This window comes from Moorena sp. SIO4A5 (assembly GCF_010672005.1).
Taxonomy (GTDB): Bacteria; Cyanobacteriota; Cyanobacteriia; order Cyanobacteriales; family Coleofasciculaceae; genus Moorena.
In genome coordinates this window covers 23,517-44,548 of sequence record NZ_JAAHHZ010000038.1, presented here as the reverse complement: position 1 = coordinate 44,548, position 21,032 = coordinate 23,517, and the positions used below count along the sequence as shown (strand labels likewise).

The window sequence follows — 21,032 nt, the reverse complement described above, 5'->3', positions numbered from 1 at the left end:
TAGGGAAGAAAGAAGAGGGAATTGTTAATGGGATGGGTGCGTTATGAACATACCTTACTACTCACTTCTTACTTGAATAACTATGGGATGCGATCGCATCAAGTTGCGGACTGACTGGTTAGCGCTGATGCGATCGCACTTTTTTGAGAATTGTCTTATTCCTCGGTTTATAGCGTTTCTCGCAGTTATGAGGTACAGTCTTCTTTGACTTTGATTCCCTGTCTTGATCCAGCGCATCGCTATTCCCTGTTCCCTGTTCCCTGTTCCCTGTTCCCTGTTCCCTGTTCCCTGTTCCCTAAAATCCAGAAATTGTGTACCTCATAGCTATGATAATTGCTATATTTGTGATTGGGGTTATGCGATCGCATATCCAGTATGTTGACGTAAATGGGGAGGATGAAAGGCGAGGACAATATGATCCTTTGGCACACCCGCCGCAACTAGTTCATCGGTAATGCCGTCTTCGATGCCATCATAATGAATCCAGAGTTTGCTCTGACGAATTTCAACATGGGTGACAACGCCATGGACTCTTTTTTTGCCGTTCCATCCTTCATTAAACAGTAGGAAATGAGTACGATCGGCATCAATAATGACATACTGCTTAATATCACCATAACTGTATGGGATTGCCGCATAGTCTTTGAGAATTTTTTCGACGGTATCTTGGTATAATTTTACGGTATCCATTGTAAAATATCCTGGGTATTTGGTTCAAAAACAATAATTACCATAGTCAAATACCAGGTGTTGCTGAATTAGGGTATGATTTTGGCAAGTAGCCTACGCATTATCACCACGTATTATATATAATAGCGGGTTATAGCCTAATCAGGTACACAATATTTTTTCCTTGTTGCCTACTCCCTACTCCCTACTCCCTACTCCCTACTCCCTACTCCCTCAATTAAAAACTGTTCTAATGCAATTAGAAGATTACTTTGATTTTTTAGCCCCCGATGATATTCGCATTAAAGGAACACGCATTGGGATAGAACATATTCTCTATCAATATATCCATCGCGCCCAGACACCAGAAGCGATTGCCGAACGCTATAGGACGGTAACACTAGAACAGGTTTATGCCACAATTTTATACTATTTACACAACCAAGTTTCCGTGAGCGCTTATATTGCTGACTGGTTGGCGTGGAGTCATCAAATGCGCGAGCAACAGCGTAAAAATCCCCCTCCTTTTATTGAAAAACTCCGACAGTTTAAAGCTGAAAAAGAGGCTGCCTATCAAAACCATACTAAAACAATAGAGGCTAGTTAGATTAATATCAAGACCAAATTAGTTTTATGCCTCTACTTTAAATCTTGATCACACTAATGTTATCAAAATCACCTCTTCTAAATTAACTACTCCCTGCTCCCTACTCCCTGCTCCCTGCTCCCTGCTCCCTGCTCCCGACTCCCTAACAATTCCCTTACCTATGACACAAGAACTTATAGACCTCAAAACTAGCATTGTAGAAGGACGATACGCAGATGCTTTAGCAATTGTCGATGAATTAGAAGGGATGAGTAAACAGGCAATTTTGCGTAATATTGATTCGTTCCTAGTTAGGCTATTTATCCACTTAATTAAAAACCAAGTTGAGCAGCGTTTAACCAATTCTTGGGCAGCTTCAATTGCCAGTTCAATTCTGGAAATTAAAAAGCTTAATCTCAAAGATAATAAGACCTCCTATTATATTAAGCCTGATCAATGGCAGCCCAGGTTAGAGGAAGCACTAGAAGCAGCGATCGCTCCTGCTAGTCTGGAAGTTTTCAATGGAGAGTTAAGGCGGTCTCAACTTTCCCAGAGACTGGATAAACCACAGCTGATTTTGACTGCCAATAGTTTACTTAGTCTCACTTACCGGTATTCAGCTAAAGAACTGCCAGCAGTTTTAGATGATTATTTAACTGAATTACCAGGTGGCGAAGAGTGGGGTAGGGAGGCGTAGGATGCTTTAGGGAAGAAACTCTCATTGTCCGCCTCATAGCCAGCGTTGGTACAGCCCGTCCGAAAATTGGAACAGGCAAGATGCCCATTCCACCAAGATGCCTGTTCCACCAAGATGCCCATTCCACCCACCGGGTCAAACTGAAGCACTACCGAAGGAACATGAAGGAAATTAAGATTACTATAGTATTTCGATTTGATATGTGAACAAATAATCCAAAAGGTTAGGAAACATAAAACTCCCAATAGCTAAGAGCAGTAAGGAATACAGAATTTTTTAGTTTATAAAAAATCACAATCTAGTTTTACAACTCATTTATACAAAAAAAAAAGTACAAATACTCATTGCCAAATCAAAATAAATTTGATAAAACTATCAATACGAATAGGGAGAGGTGAGAAGTTAGCTGTAGTGATATCATAATCACTACTCAAACCAAATCCCAAAACCAAATAAGGAAGCAGTGAAGTAAGAAAACGCGATGTTCCTTTGGAACCGCTTCGCGATCGCTATTATCGAATCTTAGTACTCAGGGTTCAGCGAATAGACTTATTATTGCAGCTTCGTAGGTTGGGTTGAACATAGTAAAACCTCACCCTGGCAATGGTTTTGTTGGATTTTGCTAGCATTCCACTGCTCCCTAGGTAACATCAAAGGTTTTAGGAATAAAGTCAGTCAATCATGGTTCTCTGCAACAAACTTAGTATCAAGAGATTAAAAATCTTATCCCCGACATCTGAAAGTGCCTAGGGCGTGTTTTCTTGCCTCGGAGATCCCCCTAAATCCCCTTTAAAAAAGGGGGACTTTGAGTATGGCTCCCCCCTTTTTTAAGGGGGGCTGGGGGGGATCTAAATCTTGCGGAAAACTTTGAAAACACGCCCTAGGGCTAACCTAGTAACAATTGGCAAATCAGTTAGGTGTAAACACCTGCATTGAAATAGGAAATTAGACTTATAGTATGGTATCTTCAGGCTTCAATCGGAAATCAGACAATAATTCATTTAAATTAATACATCGTGTATTATCCTATGCATTATCCTCTAAATTTTTAATTGCTTATATAGTATCGATGGTGCTGATCATATCTTTTGGATATGTTGTAAAAAATAATCGAGAAATTGAGAAATATAAACAGCTCACTGTCTGGTATGAGAATCTAGACCTAGAGGTAGAATCTACAAAAATATTTGCTGATTTTGTTGGAAAAACACAAGATAAATTAAAAGAGGACTATAAATCATATTTTCAAAGATCTGGAATCCTAAACGTTCCTGGAAATATAACAAAAAAAATAATTGTTGACAATCTATCACCAAATGAAGGTTCTGTTCCCTGGAAGATAATAAAGACAAGTGAATCTATTAACGTTTACTATGATTATTCTGGTGTAATCGATTTTAATTCAAAACAATGGAGTAATATAAACGAGACTGTCCAGGAGCAGGCAATAAACAGAAATCAACAACAAAAACAAAGTCGTAATGATAAAATTTTTCAAAACTTTACTCATATAATGCTAAAAAGTATAGGGACAGAAATAATAAAAAATGATGACGATAGTATGGCTACACAAAATTTTCATGATTTTAGTAAAGAGGTAATTACTTATTTAACAGATGATAAGCATTACTGGAAACATATTCCTGATCTCAGAATAAATAATGTTTATATTTTTAACATTGATACAGGTTTTTTGATATCTTATCCATTTACTGATCAGGGTTATACATCAGAGATAGATTTTAAAACCAGACCTTGGTTTAGAGCTAGTAACAATGATTATAGTAATAATTTTTTTATCACTGATGGTTTCGACAATAAGTCAGCAATTACTGGTATCTATATAGATATAAACGATCAAAATACTAACGCAATTAGAACGTTATGGTATAAATTTAAAGATAAAGATACTGATCAATACTATATTTTATGTTTAGATATTTTCCTGGACAAAAGCCATCAAATTGTACAAGAAGAAAACTTACTATATTTACTAGAAGAACCGATAAAGTCAGGGATTTGGGTATATCTATTACCCCTAAGTGCGGTTATGGCTTTATGCTTATCTTTACTATATGAATTTATACTAAAACCTATTCTTATCAGACTTAAACTTTATGATCCTGCGAAGGATTTCGTCGTGACAATAAAGCTGCAACGAGAAAGCAAAAATTACGCTAGCAAAGACGAAGGAGAAATAACATTTAATATTAAGGGGGAAACTAAAGCCATAAATAGCAGCGAACAGTCAAGGGAAGCGGGATGGAATTTGAATAATATAATCCCTATAGAAATTAGTATCAAAAGTTATGAAAGTAATGCCACAGAGCAAGAAGCAACTTTTAGTTATGAATTCACTAAGCGATATGATCTTAGTATGATTGAAAATAGACCTACATATAGGTGTATTGAAACTTGGAGAGTCCTATCGGAATCTCAATCGGGCAAAACTCAGACAATAGGTTTCTTTGTAGCACATTGGAATACCAATAACAGTGCAAACCTTGAAAAAGGACTAGATATAAAATCTATCTATTGGGAGCAAGACTATGAAGATAACTTAGATAGTTTAAAAGAACAACTACGAGACCATTTACTGCTCAGCGAAAAGCCAGAATTAGTAGCTTTTTTAGAACGTCAATATAGTAGACGGCAAACTATACCGCTATTTATTAAAAAAATAGACAGCCTCAAAACACTAATCAATAGTAGTTTATATCTACAACAAGGAAAAATTGTTTTTTCGGAGATTCTCACTCTGGCTGAGTTATACAAAGAAGGTACGGTCAAGGCAATTTGTTCATTACATTTCCTCAAGATCCTGAAAAATAAACAGCAATTGAAAGATTTTTTGGACGTTCGAGTGGCTGAACGATATCTGATTGAATATGAACAGGATGAATTTCGGTATTTTTACGATTCCCTTGATGATGAAACGAAATCAAAACTGATCAATCAATCTACCTTTAAAATTATGGTCTATCAAGACGATCTTGAGAACATAATTAGCCCTCAGGACGATTTTTGTATAATTTCCATCAGAAATGCTCCCAAGTTAGTTGCTTATAGTTTTACAGATAATAAACATTCCCATACTAGTTTGCTCGGTTGGATAAGTTGGCGAGAAGTAGATATTAACTTCTATGATGAGTTATATAAATGTCAACTAAATAAAAACCATCTAATTAAAACTATTCAAGCATATATAGAGGGTAATTCTTAGTAAAACATGGCACTTATATGGCAATTATTTTCAGGGTCTCTACTATGGAAGCTCTCGCAAAATGACGTAAGCTATCAGTTATAAGCCTTTGACCTTAGCCAAGGACTTTTCTGAAGACTTTCAATTCTCATTAATCTATCAATCTTAAATTCTCCCGTTCGCCCATTGCGCCAATGCGCAATGGGCGAACAAGGTTTATTTGAAGCTGACCGCTGACCGCTGACCGCTGACCGCTGAATACTTAAGCTCTACAACAAACCAATGATGCTAATCGTGAATGTGCTCTTATCAAAAAAGTCGCTATTGCCAGGTGCCAGGGCAAAGTCAACTACCGAGCCTTTTTGCACTTTGCTCGATACAGTGAAATAAACCCCAACACCATCATTGCCATGGATTGCGTCAGACCAGATTTTAGTACCATCAACAAAGATATAGGCAATCACACCATCGCTGGCAGTACGACTGTCTTTCTTGGCGAGGTGACCCTTGAAGGTAACTTCCCCTTCAATGTCACTAACCCAGCGACGAACTCCCCACTGCTCAACCCTTTTCCGTCTACCGGTGGTTTTCGGACCGTTGGGATGAGCAATAGTGTTAGATAGCTCAGTCCAGTATTTTCCTTGCTTCACTTTCCAGGATCCCTTAGTGTATTCCTGCATTTCATGGAAATCAGCACTGGTCAGGGAACCATCGTAGTAGCCATAGAACCAGTTATGCTCTCCTTGAGTATCAGAAAAATCCTCCACTGAATTGGCAATTTCAGTACGCACGGGAACATGGTTAACCTGAAGTTCAAAGGCATCGCTGACGGTTTTGCATAGCTCGTCAGAGGCTGTTACAGTAATTGTGGTTGTGCCAATGTCATCGCTACTGGGAGTACCACTGAACGTAGTGCCATCGAAATCCAACCAGCTCGGTATGGTTGCACTCAAGCTCAGACTATCTCCATCGGTATCGCTAAATGTTGCTTCCCCAATTGTCAGGGTAAAAGACTCATTCTCGTTAATGGTTTGAGCGCCAATGGGATTAGTCACCACAGGGGCAGAATTATTCGGGGGTTCATAGACGTAGAGAGATCCACACTTTTCCCAGCGAACTTCATCGAGACTGGAACGGTCTTTGTTGGTATTTGTAAACCAATCGCCATTAATCTTTAAATAATCCAAATCTGTCAGCACTTGCATTATCTCTAAATTCGTCGCTGCTTCATTGCTGTCAGTTTTTATCCATCCACCCTCTGCATTAAGGGGGATTGTGTAGGGAGTCCATTGGTCTATAGTGGGCGTCGATACATGGTTCTGTAGTTCCAAACCACCACCACTTATTGTTAAACCATTTATTAAACCATTTATTAAACTATTATTTAAACTATTGATATCCTCGGTAATCTGATCGCTATTTTCCAAATTAACCTCAACAGCAAACCTGAGGTTTCCATTGAAAAAACTGGATTTGTCACCAACAAACTTCTCGGGAGCAACGTAATCGTAGGCTCCATCACCGACTTGATCATCATTACGAATGTAGCCACCAGTGATGAATCCACAGATTCTAGACTGTTCGGGGTCAACTTCTTGATCATTAACGTCAACAACGCTCCAACCCTCTGTGCCAGTATCAAAGTGACTGACCGGCTCGATTATGCTTTCAATCGCCTGAGCTGGCTGTGGAATCATGAGCATAGCACCAGACAATAGTGCCGCCCACAGAACAATACGGATTTTTTTCATCGAAAATTTCGCAGCAGAATACACCACTTAAACCCTGAGGGTTAGAGTTAGCAAGGAGCTTTCAAAGTGTGGACGCAATACCGCACTCAGCCCCTTTCCGCTGCACCTCCAACTAATGGTTTACAGATTAATCGGGTACTACGTGTAAGTAGCCCTGTTGTTTTTTGCTGTATGTAACTGCAAACAGCTCAATGGTCTCCTTTGGGGAAACCGTAGCTAAAGTATGGTGCAAGGCTATGCAGATATTGAATTTTGCCCAAATTATAATTTTATAGGAGTTTAGGCTTTTTAGATATTATTTTTGATTTACAAGCTCGTATATCTTGATAGATAAGGGTTTCAGGAATTATCAATTACCTTTACTGCTCCCCTTATTAAGAATCTATATTGTTTATTACCATAAGATGCGCATCTGATCAAATCCTGTTATTTTTGACTTTTGAGTTCTCTATAATCTCCCTGGTGAACAACGGTATTCCTAAGATGAACCAATCAACCGAGCGGCTTTATAATCTATTACCTGCTATCTACCGGCAGCGAGATTTTGCCCAAGGGGAACCCCTACGGGCGCTGTTGGCAGTAATGGAAAAGGAACTCCAGATTATAGAAGCTGATATTGAAGGCTTGTATGACAACTGGTTTATTGAAACCTGTGATTCCTGGGTGATGCCCTATATTGCTGAGTTACTGGGCATCGAGGATTTAAATGATGAAAAGCAGATTATCTTCAGCCAACGTACCCGGATTGCTAATACAATTCGTTACCGTCGCCGTAAAGGGACTACTGCCACTTTGGAAATGGTGGTTCAGGATGTAACTGGCTGGAAAGCCAGGGTAGTAGAATATTTTGACTATATCGCCACAACCCAGCATCTGTCTCACATCCGCCCAGGGAAAGGGGGTACCTTTGACCTGCGTCGAACCGATGCCCTAGAGCGCCTAGACAGTCCTTTCAACACTGCTGCCCACACTATCGATATCCGTCCCTTTGAATCCAATCGCGGTAGATATAACATCCCCAGTGTAGGAGTGTTTTTGTGGCGTCTGGAAAGCTACCCGGTCAGGAATAGTAATGCTTATGCCATTACCGAACAACGGAATGTTGCCTATTCCTTTGCCCTCGGTCAGGATCCAGAACGCTTCCAAAATACCATTGTTGCGGTGCAATCGGCCTCAACCCAGCGCAAGTATACCTTTCAAGTCACTCCCTTACCGAACAAAGGTCGCTATACCTTCCATCCTTTGGGTTATGACATGCCCTTGTTTAACCGTCCTCAAACTAGAACCGAGTTTAGCGAGGTGGCGGCAGCAATTAATGTACCCCAAGCGATCGCATCCCAAGCTTTTCAGGAAGAGTTACAAGACTACTACGGTGATCTCAGCAGTGTCACGATTATTAAAAATGGTCAACTGATCCCAATCGATAAGGTAGAAGGGAGGGATTTGCGCAACTGGAGTCGCCCTTCAGAGGGGAAAACCGTAGCTGTGGATGTGGATTTGGGACGCTTGACTTTTGCGGAAGGGGAAGACCCGGAGCCAGATCAACTACAAGTCAGCTACAATTACGGATTTAGTGCTGACCTTGGTGGTGGACCCTACAGCCGACGCCAAAGCTTAACCCAGACCTCTAACACGGTATGGTTTGTTTCAAAAACCCATACTCCCAAATCTGAGCAATGGTTTACTAGCTTGCAGGGAGCCCTCAAGGAATGGGTAAACCGTGGCAAGCTCGGAGTTATCCGAATTATGGATAACAGTACCTATTACACTCCCCTGCAACTGAGCAATCTTAAAGGATTAGTGATTGAAGCCGCTGATGGCGCTTGCCCTAGTATCCATCCCGTGGATGGAAAGTTAACTGTAGTGGGGGCAGCAGCGGGGTCAACCTTAGATCTCAATGGCTTGCTGATCAAAGGTGCGATCGCAATTCAAGGGAATCTGAGACTGAACCTAACCCACTGCACCGTGATGGCAGAAGAAGGTCAAGCCAGCATAGTTGTCGAAGAAGGACAGACAGCTGATTTACAGCTAATGATTAGACACAGCATTGTCGGACCATTACGCCTACCAGCACAGAGTGCTAACTTAACTGTCGAAGATAGTATTATTGATGGCGCTGGGAAATTTGCGATCGCATCTGTTGCTAACAACAGTTACGGACCCCCAACCACTATGGCAAGAACCACTGTTTTCGGTCAAGTCGCTGTCCAGGAAATAATCTTGGCTTCAGAAACTATCTTCACAGATACTGTCACCGTTGAACAACGACAGGTTGGTGGGATACGCTTCTCTTATGTTCCGTCCGGTTCCCAAACACCGAATCGCTATCAGTGTCAACCTGACCTATTCCTGGAACAAGAGGCACAGCGGCTAGGACGCAACAGTATCGACGAGTTGACAGCAGCAGAAAATACCACATTACTAACTAACCAGCAACCTGTTTTCACAACTCTTAACTATGGTCAACCGGGCTATGGCCAATTGACCTTTGACACTCCTGAGGGAATCCGCACCGGTGCTGAAAATGGCTCTGAGATGGGAGCATTCAATCCCTTAGTGCAGCCCCAGCGCCAAGCTAATTTAAAAGCAGCCCTCAATGAATACTTGCGCTTTGGTCTTCAGGTAGGGGTATTTTATGTGACTTGAGAAGATTGTTTGTCAGAATGCAGAATGTAGAATGCAGAATGTAGAATGTAGAATTCTTAATTCTTAATTCTTAATTCTTAATTCTTAATTCTTAATTCTAAAAATTGTAGGTAATTGTCTGTAGATATCTGATATCTATCTGATAATAAGGAGGGTTTGATGAAAGGGGATTTTACTCGCTTCACATTTAATCGCAACAAACACTACAGTAGCGTCCGGATGCAGCAAGGTAGGGTATTGCTGGATGCGGATTGGAATGAACAGCTAGATATCAGTGCCTATCGCGATTGGACAATTGCTCAAGATACCATTGGGCTAAATGGTTTTCCCACTGATACTCAAAATGGTGTTCTGAGTAATACCAGTAGCAGCTTTCAACTTAAGGTGAGTGACAATGGTAGCACGTTGACCATTAACAAGGGACACTGCTATGTGGATGGCATCTTTTGTGAAAATGATCAGCAGGTGGAATATACCAAACAACCGGATTTGCCTGAGGTAGAACTGGACAAAACCTCAGGTTACTACTTGGCTTATCTGGATGTCTGGCAACGGCACATCACAATCATTGAAGACCCCAGTATTCGAGAAGAAGCTCTCGGTGGACCAGATACCAGCACCAGGACTAAGACCGTTTGGCAGGCTAAGCTGCTTAAGGTGGAAGCGGATATTAATAAGGAATTAGATAATAACACATTATCTGAACTATGGAATAACTGGGTTAACGTTGCTAATAACAAAGGGCAGCTCTTAGCCCGTACTCCCCAAGGGGCAGGGGGAAGTCAGGCAAATCAGTTGTACCGTTTAGAAATTCATCAATCCGGAGAATTAGGGCAAGCCACCTTTAAGTGGTCACGGCATAATGGTGCGATCGCAGCTCGGATCGAAAGCATTGATAGTAACCGGATTAATATTGGCGGTGATTCCCAAGCTGAGTTTGCTACTGGTCAGTGGGTGGAAATCACTGATGAGCGGAATACCCTACAGGGCATCCCGGGGATATTTGTCAAGCTCAACAATGTCCAAGGGGATAACCTGTATGTGACCGAGTGGCCCAACAATCAACCGGTGACACGAGAGTCTTTGGGGACAATTCCCACAGTGCGGCTTTGGGATTCGGAACAAGCGATCACAGTGACACAGCCTGAGGGGAATGAGGGATATATCCAGTTAAACAATGACCTAGAAGTTAAGTTTGAATCGGGACACTACAGCACTGGGGATTATTGGTTGATTCCTACCCGAACCTCACAGACCGTTGAATGGAGTATAGACAAAGCCAATCCCCATGGCATTAGTCATCACTACTCTCCCTTAGCCCTACTGCTCTGTGATGGCAGCAAGTGGGAATTAGTAGAAGACCGTCGCGCTATTTTCTCTCCCTTGACTGGAGTAGTGAGTCAATCTGGGGGTACCATGACCGGACCCTTGACCATTGAGAGTGCTCTAACGGTCAGTGATAACGTCACCCTAGGGAACAGCGATCAAGATACAGTGACTATTTATGGCACAGTGCGATCGCAACATTCATCTGGGTCACTGCGGATAGCGGATGCCTTAAACGTCTCGGAAAACCTGACCGTTGATGGTAAGGTTGGGATTGGCACAACACAACCAGGGAATTACAAGCTTAAGGTTGATGGGGGAGATACCCATTTAAATGGAGCAGTGACTGTCTCCGGGAATCTAGAAGTAGAGGGCAATGTAACATTTCGAGGGGATGTCATTGCTCGGGACGTTGATCATCAACCCGGGGATGTGTTACTGGGAGACCAGGATGAAGATAAGATTACCTTTCATGGCACATTGCGATCGCAACATTCATCCGGGAAACTGGAAATCGCTGATGCTCTCAAGGTAGCAGAAGACCTGAGTGTTGGTGGGAATGTTGGTATCGGTATAGACACTCCAGAGAAGAAACTTCATGTTGAACAGGGTGAACTCAGAGTTAGAGCTAACCACAATGAGATAACTGCTGATATTGGAGCCTTCTATGCCCAAAATCTGAGCCAAGGCATTGGGATTGGCTATGACCGTATTGAAGCGATTGGCAGTAATGGTAGCCAAAATATTTTGATTCGTCCCAAAGGCACTGGGCAAGTCATTGTAGATAACAGCAAGCTTCAAGTTAACGGTAGCCAACAAATTGTATTTACCGACACCAACACCAGCAACAACCTGAAGTTGCAATTATGGAGCGGATATGGTCTAGGTATCAACGGTAGCACGTTGTTCTACGCTGCTAATGGCAGGCACTCCTGGCGAGACGTAAGCGGTACCAATGAGAGAATGGCATTAACCACAGCAGCCGATGGTGGGCTGAGTGTGCTCGGTACAGGTAACTCTTCCTTTGGCGGTAACCTACGCATTGCTGGGATTACCGAGACTCCTGGCCTTGATGTCGGTGGATTTAGTCGCAGTCAGCATATCAATAAAGATGGTGTCTTCTATCGTTACAATGGACAGGTTTATATAACCGTTGACGATAATCTCTACATCCGTGATTTTAATAGTGCTGAGGATAATTCTGACAATATCAGGATGCACTTCAATACCAATAATGGCAGCCTTGGTATTAACAAGACCAATCCAGGGGCAAATCTAGATGTCAATGGTAATCTGAAGCTGCAACTGGGTGTAGCAGTTAATGAGTTTTCCAATGATGGCAGTCTTGGTGGTAACAATGATTTAGCCGTACCCACCGAAAGGGCAGTAAAGAGCTATATTGACAACCAAATAAACCAAGTTGACCAGAGAAAAGCTAATCTAGCTGGTTCATCGGAGCAAGACTTTCAAGCCAAGACTCTCAACGTAAACCAAGACCTGACAGTTAATGGCAATGTTGGGATTGGGACCAATGCTAATGCTGATGCCAGACTAAGTGTGCAAGGGGATAGCATCCTATCAGGGTTTGTCTTTCTTGGGAATCAGGATACTGACAATATCGCGATTCATGGCACAGTGCGATCGCAACATTCATCCGGTGCCCTACAGGTAGCTGATGCCTTACACGTCGCCGAAAACCTGAGTGTTGATGGTAATGTTACCTTAGGGGACACCAGCAAGCTTCAAGTTAACGGTAACCAACAAATTGTATTTACCGACATCAACACCAGCAACAACCTGAAGTTGCAATTATGGAACGGATATGGTCTAGGTATCAACGGTAGCACCTTGTTCTACGCTGCTAATGGCAGGCACTCCTGGCGAGACGTAAGTGGTAGCAATGAGAGAATGGTATTAACCACAGCAGCCGATGGTGGGCTGAGTGTGCTGGGCACAGGTCAGTCTTCCTTTGCCGGTAACCTAACCATTGCTGGGATTACCCAGAGCCAAGGTGGTCTGAATGTTGATGGTAATGTTACCTTAGGGGACACCAGCAAGCTTCAAATTCACGGTAGCCAACAAATTGTCTTTACAAATACAGATCTCAACAACAACCTGAAGTTGCAATTATGGGGCGGATATGGTCTAGGTATCAACTATCAAACCTTGTTCTATGCTGCTGATCTCAAGCACTCCTGGCGAGACCTAAATGGCATCAATGAGAGAATGGCATTAACCACAACAGCCAATGGTGGGCTGAGTGTGCTGGGGACAGGTCAGTCTTCGTTTGCCGGTAACCTAACCATTGCTGGGATTACCCAGACCCAAGGCCTTGATGTGAGTGTTCAACGCACTGAGCATATAAATAAAGATGGTGCCTTCTATCGTTACGGTGGACAGGTTTATATAAGTGTTGACGATAATCTCTACATCCGTGATACAGGGGATTCTAACAATATCAAGATGCACTTCAATACCAATAATGGCAGACTTGGTATTAACAAGACCAATCCAGGGGCAAATCTAGATGTCAATGGTAATCTGAAGCTTAAAAATGGTGTAGCAGTCAATGAGTTTTCCAATGATCAAGAGCTTAAGGGTAACAGTGATTCAGCCGTACCGACCGAAAAGGCGGTAAAAACCTATGTTGATACCAAAATTAGTCAGGGTGTTGTTGCAGAGGGGGGCACAGCAACACGATATCAATTTTCTGCAGACAGAAAATTTGATGGTCAAAATATTAAAAGCTCAGGAACCCATGTCATAGAATTTGTTGAAAGGAATGACCCTTACAAGGTTTTTGATGATAAAAGCAATGCGTTTATAGCCCCCACATCAGGCTATTACTTTTTTGCTGCCACATTACAATTTTCAGGAGGGAATGGTAACAGCGATGGTGTGATTATGGGCATTTATAAGAATGGTAAGACTGATGACAATAACACAACGATTATTGTAATCGAACCTGGGCTGATTAAAAATTCCACAGCACAATCGATAACAGCAATGATGAAATTAGATCCTAAAGACAGTGTTGATGTCAGATTAGAAGGTGTAGACAAAAGTACCTTTAGTGTGTCTTATAGTTCTTTTATGGGATTCCTGATTGGTCAATAGTTGGTAATAAGGGAGTAGGGAGTAGGGAGTAGGGAGTAGGGAGCAGGGAAGGTTGGGTAGATAATGCGTTCGCGTAGCGTGGCCTACGGCCAATCGCGTTCGCGCAGCGGAGGCCGAAGGCCACAAGCGGTTCCTTACTGGCAGTGCCAGACGCTGCGCGAACGGAACATCGCACTTAATTCAGCTTAATCAACATCTGTCCCATCTGGCCAGATGGCGTTACTAATTCTAATAGTGTAGTTGTGAACTAGACCGGGAATGAAAACTCTACCGGTTGTTTCAATGATAATGCGATCGCGCTTAATTCAGCTTAATCAAAACTCCCTACTCCCTACTCCCTACTCCCTACTCCCTTATGTTGCTAAACTTCCCATTTTCAACCAGCCAAAAATTTGCTCTGCTGTCAACTGAAGCTCGATACCATCTAACACCACTAGAGAGTCACTTCTCTGACACAATTCCGGTTGTTGGTTAGGTAGAAAAACCAAGACCGAGCGGTCGTAAGGATCAATTAGCCATCCTAGTTGAGAACCATGTCTTAGACAATGTAAAATGTTACCTGTTACTCGGTTTGAACTCTGGCCTGGAGATATAATTTCAATAGTCCAGTCTGGAGCAATAAACACATCATCGACAGGCTCCCATTCATCATCAAATTCAATCTGGTTCCAGCGAAGAACTGCTAGATCTGAAACAATTGACCGTCCGCCAAAAGTACATCGTATATCTGGGAAAGCGTAGGCTATTTGCCGTTCCTCAACAACAGAATTAATTGTACTCGTCAACTTGCTCTGAAGTCTGGAGTGGCGAGTTTTAGGCATTGGTTTCTGGGTAATGTCACCGTTGATATATTCCCTAGGGGGTTTAGTTTCTGGTAGTTCCAGAAACTCTTCGAGAGTCAAAGGTAAGGAAGCTATCTTTACCATTGGCAGCTAGTTCGAGAAACAGATTTGACCATACTATAGCAATTCTCAATCGGGTTGGTTTTATAGCAATTATCTTTCCTCATGAGGTACAAATTTCTGGGTTTTAGGGAACAGGGAACAGCGGATCACCGGAACAGGGATAAGGAAGCAATAAGCAGTAAGCAGTAAGCAGGGAATAGGTAATAAGGAAACCAATTTTTTGTACCTCATAGCTATGATAAAATACATATCATGTCGGGATAATTGCCCTTAATAAGAATTTACCCCATCTCCCCATCTCCCCATCTCCCCACACTTGCCACACTTAATATCTTTAACACCTTTGACACCCTGCCTCTGCTCCCGATTCCCGATTCCCGATTCCCGATTCCCGTTCCCCTCCTGGGAGGGGTTAGGGGTGGGTTCCGATTCCCGATTCCCGATTCCCTATTCCCTGCTCCCTGCTCCCTGTTCCCTGTTCCCCACAACTACCACGAAGCCTTATAATTGCCTAGGCGAAAGGCAAATGCAATACGTCATCCACCGATTAAAATCGGGGTTTTCCAAACTACCGGAATTATTTCATGACCAATAAAAAGTATCGAATACTAGCTATTACTGATCATCATACCCACGGGGGAATAAGTTCAATCTATCCCCTACTGAGAACTATGGCTAAACATCCTGTTTGTGACTCTATTCAAGTGGCAAGCAGGGGAAACCCCAAAAATAAGGAATTTTTCTATGACTATACTTCCACTGAGTTAATGAGTTTGCTGGTTGACGATAACTTTGTTCCTCAAGAAAGCGGTGAACAATTCTTAAATGCTAGCATCAAAACAGACTTTAAAGATCATGATTTGATTTTTCTGAGGATAGACCGACCAATACCCGATGAGTTTTTTGAATTCATTACCAGTCATGTACCGGAAGATAAAATCATTAATCGTCCATCAGGAATCAAAAAAACAGATACAAAAGCATCGCTTCTGAACTTTCCAGAACTGTGTCCACCGATGAAACTTTGCAGTACTCTGGAGGAAATTTTAGAATTTTACCAAGAGTTTCCCATTGTTTTAAAACCTCTGCGCAGCTATGGAGGTAAAGGAATTATCAGGATAGTTGATGACCAGGCTTGGGAAGGGAATAATCAATATTCCCTTGATGAATACAAGTCAGTCATTGAAGAAAGCTTAAGGGATAGTGGTGACTATTTAGCCATGAAGTACTTAAAAAATTACAGCAAAGGTGATAAAAGAGTGCTAGTGGTGAATGGGAAAGTTACAGGAGGTTTCCTCAGGATTCCTAAAGAAGACTCTTGGATCTGCAATATGTCAGCAGGGGGTTCTACAACTGTTGGCGAACCGGATCAAGACGAAATCAGAATTGCCGAAACGATTATTCCTAGTTTCTTGGAGCAAGGCATAGTCATTTTTGGCTTCGATACATTAGTGGATGACGATGGCAAGCGAGTGTTATCTGAGATTAACACATTAAATGTTACTGGTTTAGAGGAAGCCCAAACCCACTCAGGAAAACCAGTAGTTCAAGAGTCATCTGATTTAATGTGGTCTTATATTTGTGAACATATTGGATAACTATAGCAATTTTAATTTTGGTGAAGTACTTTGCTTATCCTTTTAAGGCAGAGGGCAGAAGGCAGAGGGCAGAAGTAAGAAGGTGTTAAAGGCAATCAGCGCCAATAACAACTGTCCCTCATCTATTTTATAAACTCTATATTGGGTGCATCTCCAAGTTTTCAATTTATCACTCAGGGATGCACCCATTTTATTTGATATATAATTAAAGAATGAGTCTGTAAACAAAAATCAATCATTATGGCTACTATTATTTCTCCATCAAAACTCAGCCTTAGTGACGTAGAAGATAAATTTAAGCTCCAAGAAGTAATGGAGCCGGAGTTTTTTCCAGAGTGCGTCGAAAACCTCCCCCAACTAAGTGAACTAGAAAGGCAAATGCTCGATAGAGCAAAAGCTAATTACAAGTACTTGTCTAAAGATTTGGTACTAGAAGACCTAGTTAAAATGGTTGTTGTTTCTCCCTTATTGGATTGGGCAGGATTTTACCAACCGCCTTTTAAAGTTAAAGCAGAGTATGAAGTGTCTTTACCCATTGAAGATAAAGATGAAGACACAATTGTAAAAGGACGTATTGATATTTTGGCAGCGAGCAAACCAATTTGGATAGCCGTTATTGAGTCGAAGCGTTCTGCTGTTTCCTTACAACCAGCAATTCCTCAAGCACTAGTTTACATGGTCAAGAGTCCCCAAACAGAGCAACCAACATTTGGTCTTGTTACTAATGGTGCTAGCTTTATCTTTATCAAGTTAGTTAAAGGCGAAACTCTACGCTATGCTTTATCAAAAGCCTTTGATATCTGGAATCCTGGCAATTATTTATATGATGTTTTGAGTATTTTGAAGCGTATTGCTGCTGTTACGGCTAAGTCTTAGAGGAGACAACAAGTAAGCTATCAGCTATCAGCTCTCAGCTATCAGCTTATGCGTTAGTTCACAGGCTAGAAGCCTGTGCCACCCTAGAAGCCTGTGCCACGCTACTTGAGGTGCTTTTGAATAAAAGAGGTAATCATTCGTTTAGTTTTGATGGAATATAAAGCCTAAACCATGACAAATACCCTAGACAAAACTCAACCTAAAAGTGGACGTCTTCATCATGGGCAACTTTCGCCCTTGCTATTGGGAACCCAGCCCAAGGAAATAACTAATTTCGGCTTGCTAGCTCTAATTGAAAAATTTGCCATATGGGTCGATAGTTTGGTAAGGGATCCTAACATCATGGGAGGGGAGTTGGTTTTCCCTCAATCTCGCTTGTCAGTTCGTCGTATTGCTGGTCGGCTTAACCGGGGAGAATCTCCAGAGTTTATTTTTGAAGACTATCCTTATCTATCGAAGATAGATTTAGCTTTTGCCCAACTCTACATGGAAATCTATCAGTAGATTAGCTAAGCGTTAGTAATAATAATGGTGTACTGGTGAACTATACCTAGAGTAAAAACTCTACCGGTTGTTTGGTAGATGATGCCTACGACGTGATTAATTAGCCAGCGGTGTTCTGCATACTAGGTTCGGTAGAGCAAACTTACTTACAACTTACTTAAATTAGATGGGATTAACCTGTGGTGTATATCCTTTGCCCTACTTAGCTTTGATGCTTTTTTTTCATGATTTTTTGTCTAAGTCTCGATAACAAAATCCCATTGCTTCCAATTAACCTTACCGACCAAAACGGTGCAACTTTCACTGCTCAGCTGGCGGTGATGGTGTGGTAGGTGGACCTGGCTCTACTACTGAATTTACAAGAATAGTACAGCAGAAACCGTTTTCAAGGGCAGTCACTACCAGACCTCCAGGACTAATTGCTTCGATCGAATTCCATAATAAAGCAAACGCAAGAGGCGAACCAAAAAGACCTAACCAAAGGTCTGTTGATTGAGCCAAGTATTTAAGAAACTTGCGGGGAGAGATTGTTGCTTCCCCTTTTCTGATGCGGCGCTGTAGCTCTCTATAACCTGAACCCAGCACGACACCCACTGTTGTCGTAATGTAGCCTCCTATAAGCATCAGTAAAGAATTCGGTTCAGGATCTTGGTGTGCACCCAGAACTAAAAACTTTGGACTAAGTAGCCACAAGAAACCTATAAGACCAAAGCCAAATAATAAGAAACGAATAAATAAATAAATTAGCTTTTTCATAAATCATTTCTACTCCCATCCATAACAATTACCTTGTGGCCATTATTAGTCCAATAAGCTACTAAACCACCCCCTGATTGGTTATTCACACCTGAAGGGTGAAAAACTGGATAAAGTTTTTCAGTGACAGAGTTAAAACCATAGATCGAATCATTCCAGGCTGTGCATATCACTGAACTTGATGAAATATTTTGACAGGTCAAGAGAGAGGGATGTCGCACATTCAACCAGTCTCTAGGTTGATTTCCTCTAGGAATAGCTTCTAGTGTAAGTTGATGTTGGTCAATTATTTTTGCTTGATCATCGACTTCAGATAATTTCCAAAGAGTTATTTGATACTTTTCTTTATGTAATAAGTAAGGATCGAAATTATGAGTTACTGCATAGTAAGACCATTTATTATAATCATGAGTAATAACGAACCTCATATTGGTACTAAAAGCGGAAAAACCTGGTGGTGCTTTTAAGGATTTATATGTCGTAAATTCTAAGTTTTTGGCATTTTCAAAAACTACACCAAGCCTATTTTTATTGCTTAGATCCTTGACTAAGAAATAAATTTCATCTCCAGCAAACTCGGGTTCCATTGAACATTTATATGCTCCTCCCTCTAATGAAATTTCTCGACATAGATCTGTCTGGCTCTTTGAAACAGTTGGCTCACCTAGTTGAACATAGTGAAAAATACGATCACTATCTTTTTTTGAGACGATTAGGAAAACATCGCTTGGTTGTGAAGGGGTAATAATATATTCCCAATTAAAGGGAAAACTTATACTGTCAGAGACTTCTATCCACTTATTCTGGTGAATAGAAAAAAAGCCTTTTCCAGGAATAGAGATCAAAGTTCCAAAAGCTTTTGTCGCAACAACCTGTGTAAATGGATTTAGTAAATCTGTTAGTAAATCTGATGAAAGAGAGTTAATTTTTTTTGCTGTTTTTGCTGCGCATGGCTTATAACGACAAGCATTGCGAATATCTGAATAGGGAATCGAAAAAATTCCTCCTTCATTACCGAAAATAATAAGCTGGTCTTTTTCAAAGCTAACTCTCTGAGTGATCTCTTTCTTTTTATCTTTCTCTTCAAGATGGATTTCAGCTTTTAACAGAGGTGTTACATCTCGAATACGTTCAATTTGCTGAATAGCAAAGTTAACATAGCCTGAAACATCATCACTAGTTATTATCGAATTGGTTCTCTCTAGAACTTCTAAAGAACGAGTTACAAAGCTATCGTGAGTTTTATTATCAGAAATCGATGAGTATGGTGCATCTGAAAAAAGTAATGCATCTGTAATTTCGTTAGCCATATCTGCCAGAGCTACCTGTACTTTGTCTGATGGAGATATTGGCGTAGATGGTGGTAAATGAATCCACCTTGCCCTCCCAGCCGGAGAAGGCAATTTTCCTTTTTCTCCAAGTCGCTGAATCGCCTCTTGAGCAAAATAATCTGCTTCTCTTTCTATTTTTTTTGCAGCATCAGAAGAAGCGAAAAAAATACTTAAAAAATTTAAATTTCGATGAAGACATTTATGACCAAATTCATGCAAAATTATGTAGCGTAGATAGATTTCGGCTGTCGGATCGCTCAAATTAAAGTAATCTATTTTGCAACTTCCAAATGTACAACTAATCCTTGAACTGCGGAGAAGAGACTTATCTAAAAAAACGGCATCAAGTCCTGCATCATAAATCGCATCAGCATATTTGCATTTGGTTAGTTTTTTTAAATCTGGAGTCGTAGTGAAAACATTCAGACCATCTTCACTGAAAGGCTTGTTCAAAATGACTTGTATGTTACATTTTGAGTCAGTTGTGGAGACACTTGCTAGTTCGTCAAGCAACTCTTGAAGATGCTTTTCCTCTCTGGAACTAAGCTGACCTATAGTACCCTGACTAAGTGCTTTCTCTATTGCAGACTTACGACCGCTCCAGTGATTATTATCGAACACTAGCCAAGCAACAAGAGCTCCTGAGACAAGCAACACCAAGAATCTAAAGACAAACCTCTGACGATTATTCATATAATTTTTAAGGACTTAAAGCCTATATTGATTTTAGCTCAAGTTCCCAGAAATGTTTAATTCTGCAACAAAAATTTACACAAAAGGTATACTACTCCTTCATTACCTAGTTTCACAAACTGTAACTCAATCTTTTAAACCAGAAATTTTGAATGATAGTAAAAAAAATAAAAAACTATCCTAAAATAGGGTGCCAGCTTGATATTTATAAATTTATTTATTTAAAATATAAAACCTACGATAGGCTTGAGCAAAAGCTTTTGATTTCTGGAATCATGGCAATTATTTATATGATGTTTTGCGGATTTTGAACCGTATTGCTGTGTTTGGGTTTAACTTTTGCTCAATTTCCAATAATACCACTAATAAGTGTCA

19 protein-coding genes are annotated in these 21,032 nt (G+C 41.0%); 12 read left to right on the top strand and 7 right to left on the bottom strand.

Translation table 11 applies throughout. The features are described 5' to 3' along the window. Positions 1-150: 150 nt before the first annotated feature. Complete coding sequence (locus F6K57_RS13945) at positions 151-324, top strand: hypothetical protein (RefSeq protein ID WP_293068450.1); 174 nt, start codon at positions 151-153, stop codon at positions 322-324. Between the two features lie 30 nt (positions 325-354). On the opposite strand, the gene F6K57_RS13940 is transcribed toward F6K57_RS13945, so the two are convergent. Then, the gene (locus F6K57_RS13940; protein WP_293047812.1) at positions 355-690 is read right to left on the bottom strand and encodes a XisI protein; all 336 of its coding nucleotides are present in this window, start codon (positions 688-690) and stop codon (positions 355-357) included. 232 nt (positions 691-922) lie between these two features. Here F6K57_RS13940 and F6K57_RS13935 point away from each other — a divergent pair, with 232 nt between their 5' ends. The 4 genes from F6K57_RS13935 (at position 923) to F6K57_RS13920 (ending at position 5,175) form a co-directional block, all read left to right on the top strand. Then, the gene (locus F6K57_RS13935; RefSeq protein WP_293068495.1) at positions 923-1,276 is read left to right on the top strand and encodes a DUF433 domain-containing protein; all 354 of its coding nucleotides are present in this window, start codon (positions 923-925) and stop codon (positions 1,274-1,276) included. 160 nt (positions 1,277-1,436) lie between these two features. After that, a complete protein-coding gene (locus F6K57_RS13930) occupies positions 1,437-1,952 on the top strand; it encodes a DUF29 family protein (RefSeq protein WP_293068447.1) in 516 nt (171 codons plus the stop codon). A gap of 80 nt (positions 1,953-2,032) precedes the next feature. Then, positions 2,033-2,158: a hypothetical protein gene (locus tag F6K57_RS13925; protein ID WP_293068444.1), complete on the top strand. Its 126-nt coding sequence runs from the start codon at positions 2,033-2,035 to the stop codon at positions 2,156-2,158. 752 nt (positions 2,159-2,910) lie between these two features. Next, complete coding sequence (locus tag F6K57_RS13920) at positions 2,911-5,175, top strand: hypothetical protein (protein ID WP_293068441.1); 2,265 nt, start codon at positions 2,911-2,913, stop codon at positions 5,173-5,175. 248 nt (positions 5,176-5,423) lie between these two features. Here the strand turns inward: F6K57_RS13920 and F6K57_RS13915 are convergent, their stop codons facing one another. Beyond that, positions 5,424-6,905, bottom strand: coding sequence for a putative Ig domain-containing protein (locus F6K57_RS13915; protein WP_293068438.1), 1,482 nt, complete (start codon positions 6,903-6,905; stop codon positions 5,424-5,426). Positions 6,906-7,367: 462 nt separating this feature from the next. Here F6K57_RS13915 and F6K57_RS13910 point away from each other — a divergent pair, with 462 nt between their 5' ends. Continuing rightward, positions 7,368-9,551: a phage tail protein gene (locus F6K57_RS13910; protein WP_293068435.1), complete on the top strand. Its 2,184-nt coding sequence runs from the start codon at positions 7,368-7,370 to the stop codon at positions 9,549-9,551. Between the two features lie 159 nt (positions 9,552-9,710). After that, positions 9,711-13,994 (top strand): DUF6519 domain-containing protein, encoded by a 4,284-nt coding sequence (locus F6K57_RS13905; RefSeq protein ID WP_293068432.1) that lies wholly within the window; start codon positions 9,711-9,713, stop codon positions 13,992-13,994. Here the strand turns inward: F6K57_RS13905 and F6K57_RS13900 are convergent. Continuing rightward, positions 13,969-14,118 (bottom strand): hypothetical protein, encoded by a 150-nt coding sequence (locus F6K57_RS13900; protein WP_293020778.1) that lies wholly within the window; start codon positions 14,116-14,118, stop codon positions 13,969-13,971. The two genes, F6K57_RS13905 and F6K57_RS13900, sit on opposite strands and share 26 nt — an antisense overlap. 134 nt (positions 14,119-14,252) lie before the next feature. On the opposite strand from F6K57_RS13900, the gene F6K57_RS13895 reads away from it, so the two are divergent. Continuing rightward, positions 14,253-14,405 carry a hypothetical protein gene (locus F6K57_RS13895; protein WP_293020779.1) on the top strand — a complete coding sequence of 51 codons (153 nt, stop codon included), beginning with the start codon at positions 14,253-14,255 and terminating at the stop codon, positions 14,403-14,405. Here F6K57_RS13895 and F6K57_RS13890 read toward each other — a convergent pair. Then, a complete protein-coding gene (locus tag F6K57_RS13890) occupies positions 14,348-14,920 on the bottom strand; it encodes a Uma2 family endonuclease (RefSeq protein WP_293020780.1) in 573 nt (190 codons plus the stop codon). The genes F6K57_RS13895 and F6K57_RS13890 overlap by 58 nt on opposite strands. Positions 14,921-14,989: 69 nt before the next feature. Next, positions 14,990-15,130: a hypothetical protein gene (locus tag F6K57_RS13885; RefSeq protein ID WP_293038058.1), complete on the bottom strand. Its 141-nt coding sequence runs from the start codon at positions 15,128-15,130 to the stop codon at positions 14,990-14,992. Positions 15,131-15,242: 112 nt separating this feature from the next. Between F6K57_RS13885 and F6K57_RS13880 the strand changes: the two genes are divergently transcribed. From F6K57_RS13880 to F6K57_RS13865, 4 genes are all read left to right on the top strand, one after another. Next, on the top strand, positions 15,243-15,494 hold the full coding sequence (locus tag F6K57_RS13880; RefSeq protein WP_293038056.1) for a hypothetical protein: 252 nt from the start codon (positions 15,243-15,245) through the stop codon (positions 15,492-15,494). Beyond that, entirely contained in the window at positions 15,484-16,497 is a 1,014-nt protein-coding gene (locus F6K57_RS13875) for a YheC/YheD family protein (RefSeq protein ID WP_293068426.1), read from the top strand. Before F6K57_RS13880 ends, F6K57_RS13875 begins: the two co-directional genes overlap by 11 nt. A 240-nt stretch (positions 16,498-16,737) precedes the next feature. Continuing rightward, positions 16,738-17,373 carry a type I restriction endonuclease gene (locus F6K57_RS13870; protein ID WP_293068423.1) on the top strand — a complete coding sequence of 212 codons (636 nt, stop codon included), beginning with the start codon at positions 16,738-16,740 and terminating at the stop codon, positions 17,371-17,373. A 171-nt stretch (positions 17,374-17,544) separates the two neighbouring features. Continuing rightward, entirely contained in the window at positions 17,545-17,877 is a 333-nt protein-coding gene (locus tag F6K57_RS13865) for a DUF433 domain-containing protein (RefSeq protein ID WP_293068420.1), read from the top strand. 300 nt (positions 17,878-18,177) lie between these two features. On the opposite strand, the gene F6K57_RS13860 is transcribed toward F6K57_RS13865, so the two are convergent. Both F6K57_RS13860 and F6K57_RS13855 read right to left on the bottom strand, forming a co-directional pair. Then, positions 18,178-18,633 carry a hypothetical protein gene (locus F6K57_RS13860; RefSeq protein ID WP_293020785.1) on the bottom strand — a complete coding sequence of 152 codons (456 nt, stop codon included), beginning with the start codon at positions 18,631-18,633 and terminating at the stop codon, positions 18,178-18,180. Further along, the gene (locus F6K57_RS13855; protein ID WP_293068417.1) at positions 18,630-20,657 is read right to left on the bottom strand and encodes a hypothetical protein; all 2,028 of its coding nucleotides are present in this window, start codon (positions 20,655-20,657) and stop codon (positions 18,630-18,632) included. The genes F6K57_RS13860 and F6K57_RS13855 overlap by 4 nt, the downstream gene beginning before the upstream one ends. Positions 20,658-21,032: the final 375 nt, after the last annotated feature.

Excerpts from the sequence above, each read along its gene's own strand:
- F6K57_RS13940 (WP_293047812.1), bottom strand. The coding sequence starts at position 690 with ATGGATACCGTAAAATTATACCAAGATACCGTCGAAAAAATTCTCAAA.
- F6K57_RS13935 (WP_293068495.1), top strand. The coding sequence starts at position 923 with ATGCAATTAGAAGATTACTTTGATTTTTTAGCCCCCGATGATATTCGC.
- F6K57_RS13930 (WP_293068447.1), top strand. The coding sequence starts at position 1,437 with ATGACACAAGAACTTATAGACCTCAAAACTAGCATTGTAGAAGGACGA.
- F6K57_RS13925 (WP_293068444.1), top strand. The coding sequence starts at position 2,033 with ATGCCCATTCCACCAAGATGCCTGTTCCACCAAGATGCCCATTCCACC.
- F6K57_RS13920 (WP_293068441.1), top strand. The coding sequence starts at position 2,911 with ATGGTATCTTCAGGCTTCAATCGGAAATCAGACAATAATTCATTTAAA.
- F6K57_RS13915 (WP_293068438.1), bottom strand. The coding sequence starts at position 6,905 with ATGAAAAAAATCCGTATTGTTCTGTGGGCGGCACTATTGTCTGGTGCT.
- F6K57_RS13905 (WP_293068432.1), top strand. The coding sequence starts at position 9,711 with ATGAAAGGGGATTTTACTCGCTTCACATTTAATCGCAACAAACACTAC.
- F6K57_RS13895 (WP_293020779.1), top strand. The coding sequence starts at position 14,253 with ATGAAAACTCTACCGGTTGTTTCAATGATAATGCGATCGCGCTTAATT.
- F6K57_RS13890 (WP_293020780.1), bottom strand. The coding sequence starts at position 14,920 with ATGGTAAAGATAGCTTCCTTACCTTTGACTCTCGAAGAGTTTCTGGAA.
- F6K57_RS13885 (WP_293038058.1), bottom strand. The coding sequence starts at position 15,130 with ATGAGGTACAAAAAATTGGTTTCCTTATTACCTATTCCCTGCTTACTG.
- F6K57_RS13875 (WP_293068426.1), top strand. The coding sequence starts at position 15,484 with ATGACCAATAAAAAGTATCGAATACTAGCTATTACTGATCATCATACC.
- F6K57_RS13870 (WP_293068423.1), top strand. The coding sequence starts at position 16,738 with ATGGCTACTATTATTTCTCCATCAAAACTCAGCCTTAGTGACGTAGAA.
- F6K57_RS13865 (WP_293068420.1), top strand. The coding sequence starts at position 17,545 with ATGACAAATACCCTAGACAAAACTCAACCTAAAAGTGGACGTCTTCAT.
- F6K57_RS13860 (WP_293020785.1), bottom strand. The coding sequence starts at position 18,633 with ATGAAAAAGCTAATTTATTTATTTATTCGTTTCTTATTATTTGGCTTT.
- F6K57_RS13855 (WP_293068417.1), bottom strand. The coding sequence starts at position 20,657 with ATGAATAATCGTCAGAGGTTTGTCTTTAGATTCTTGGTGTTGCTTGTC.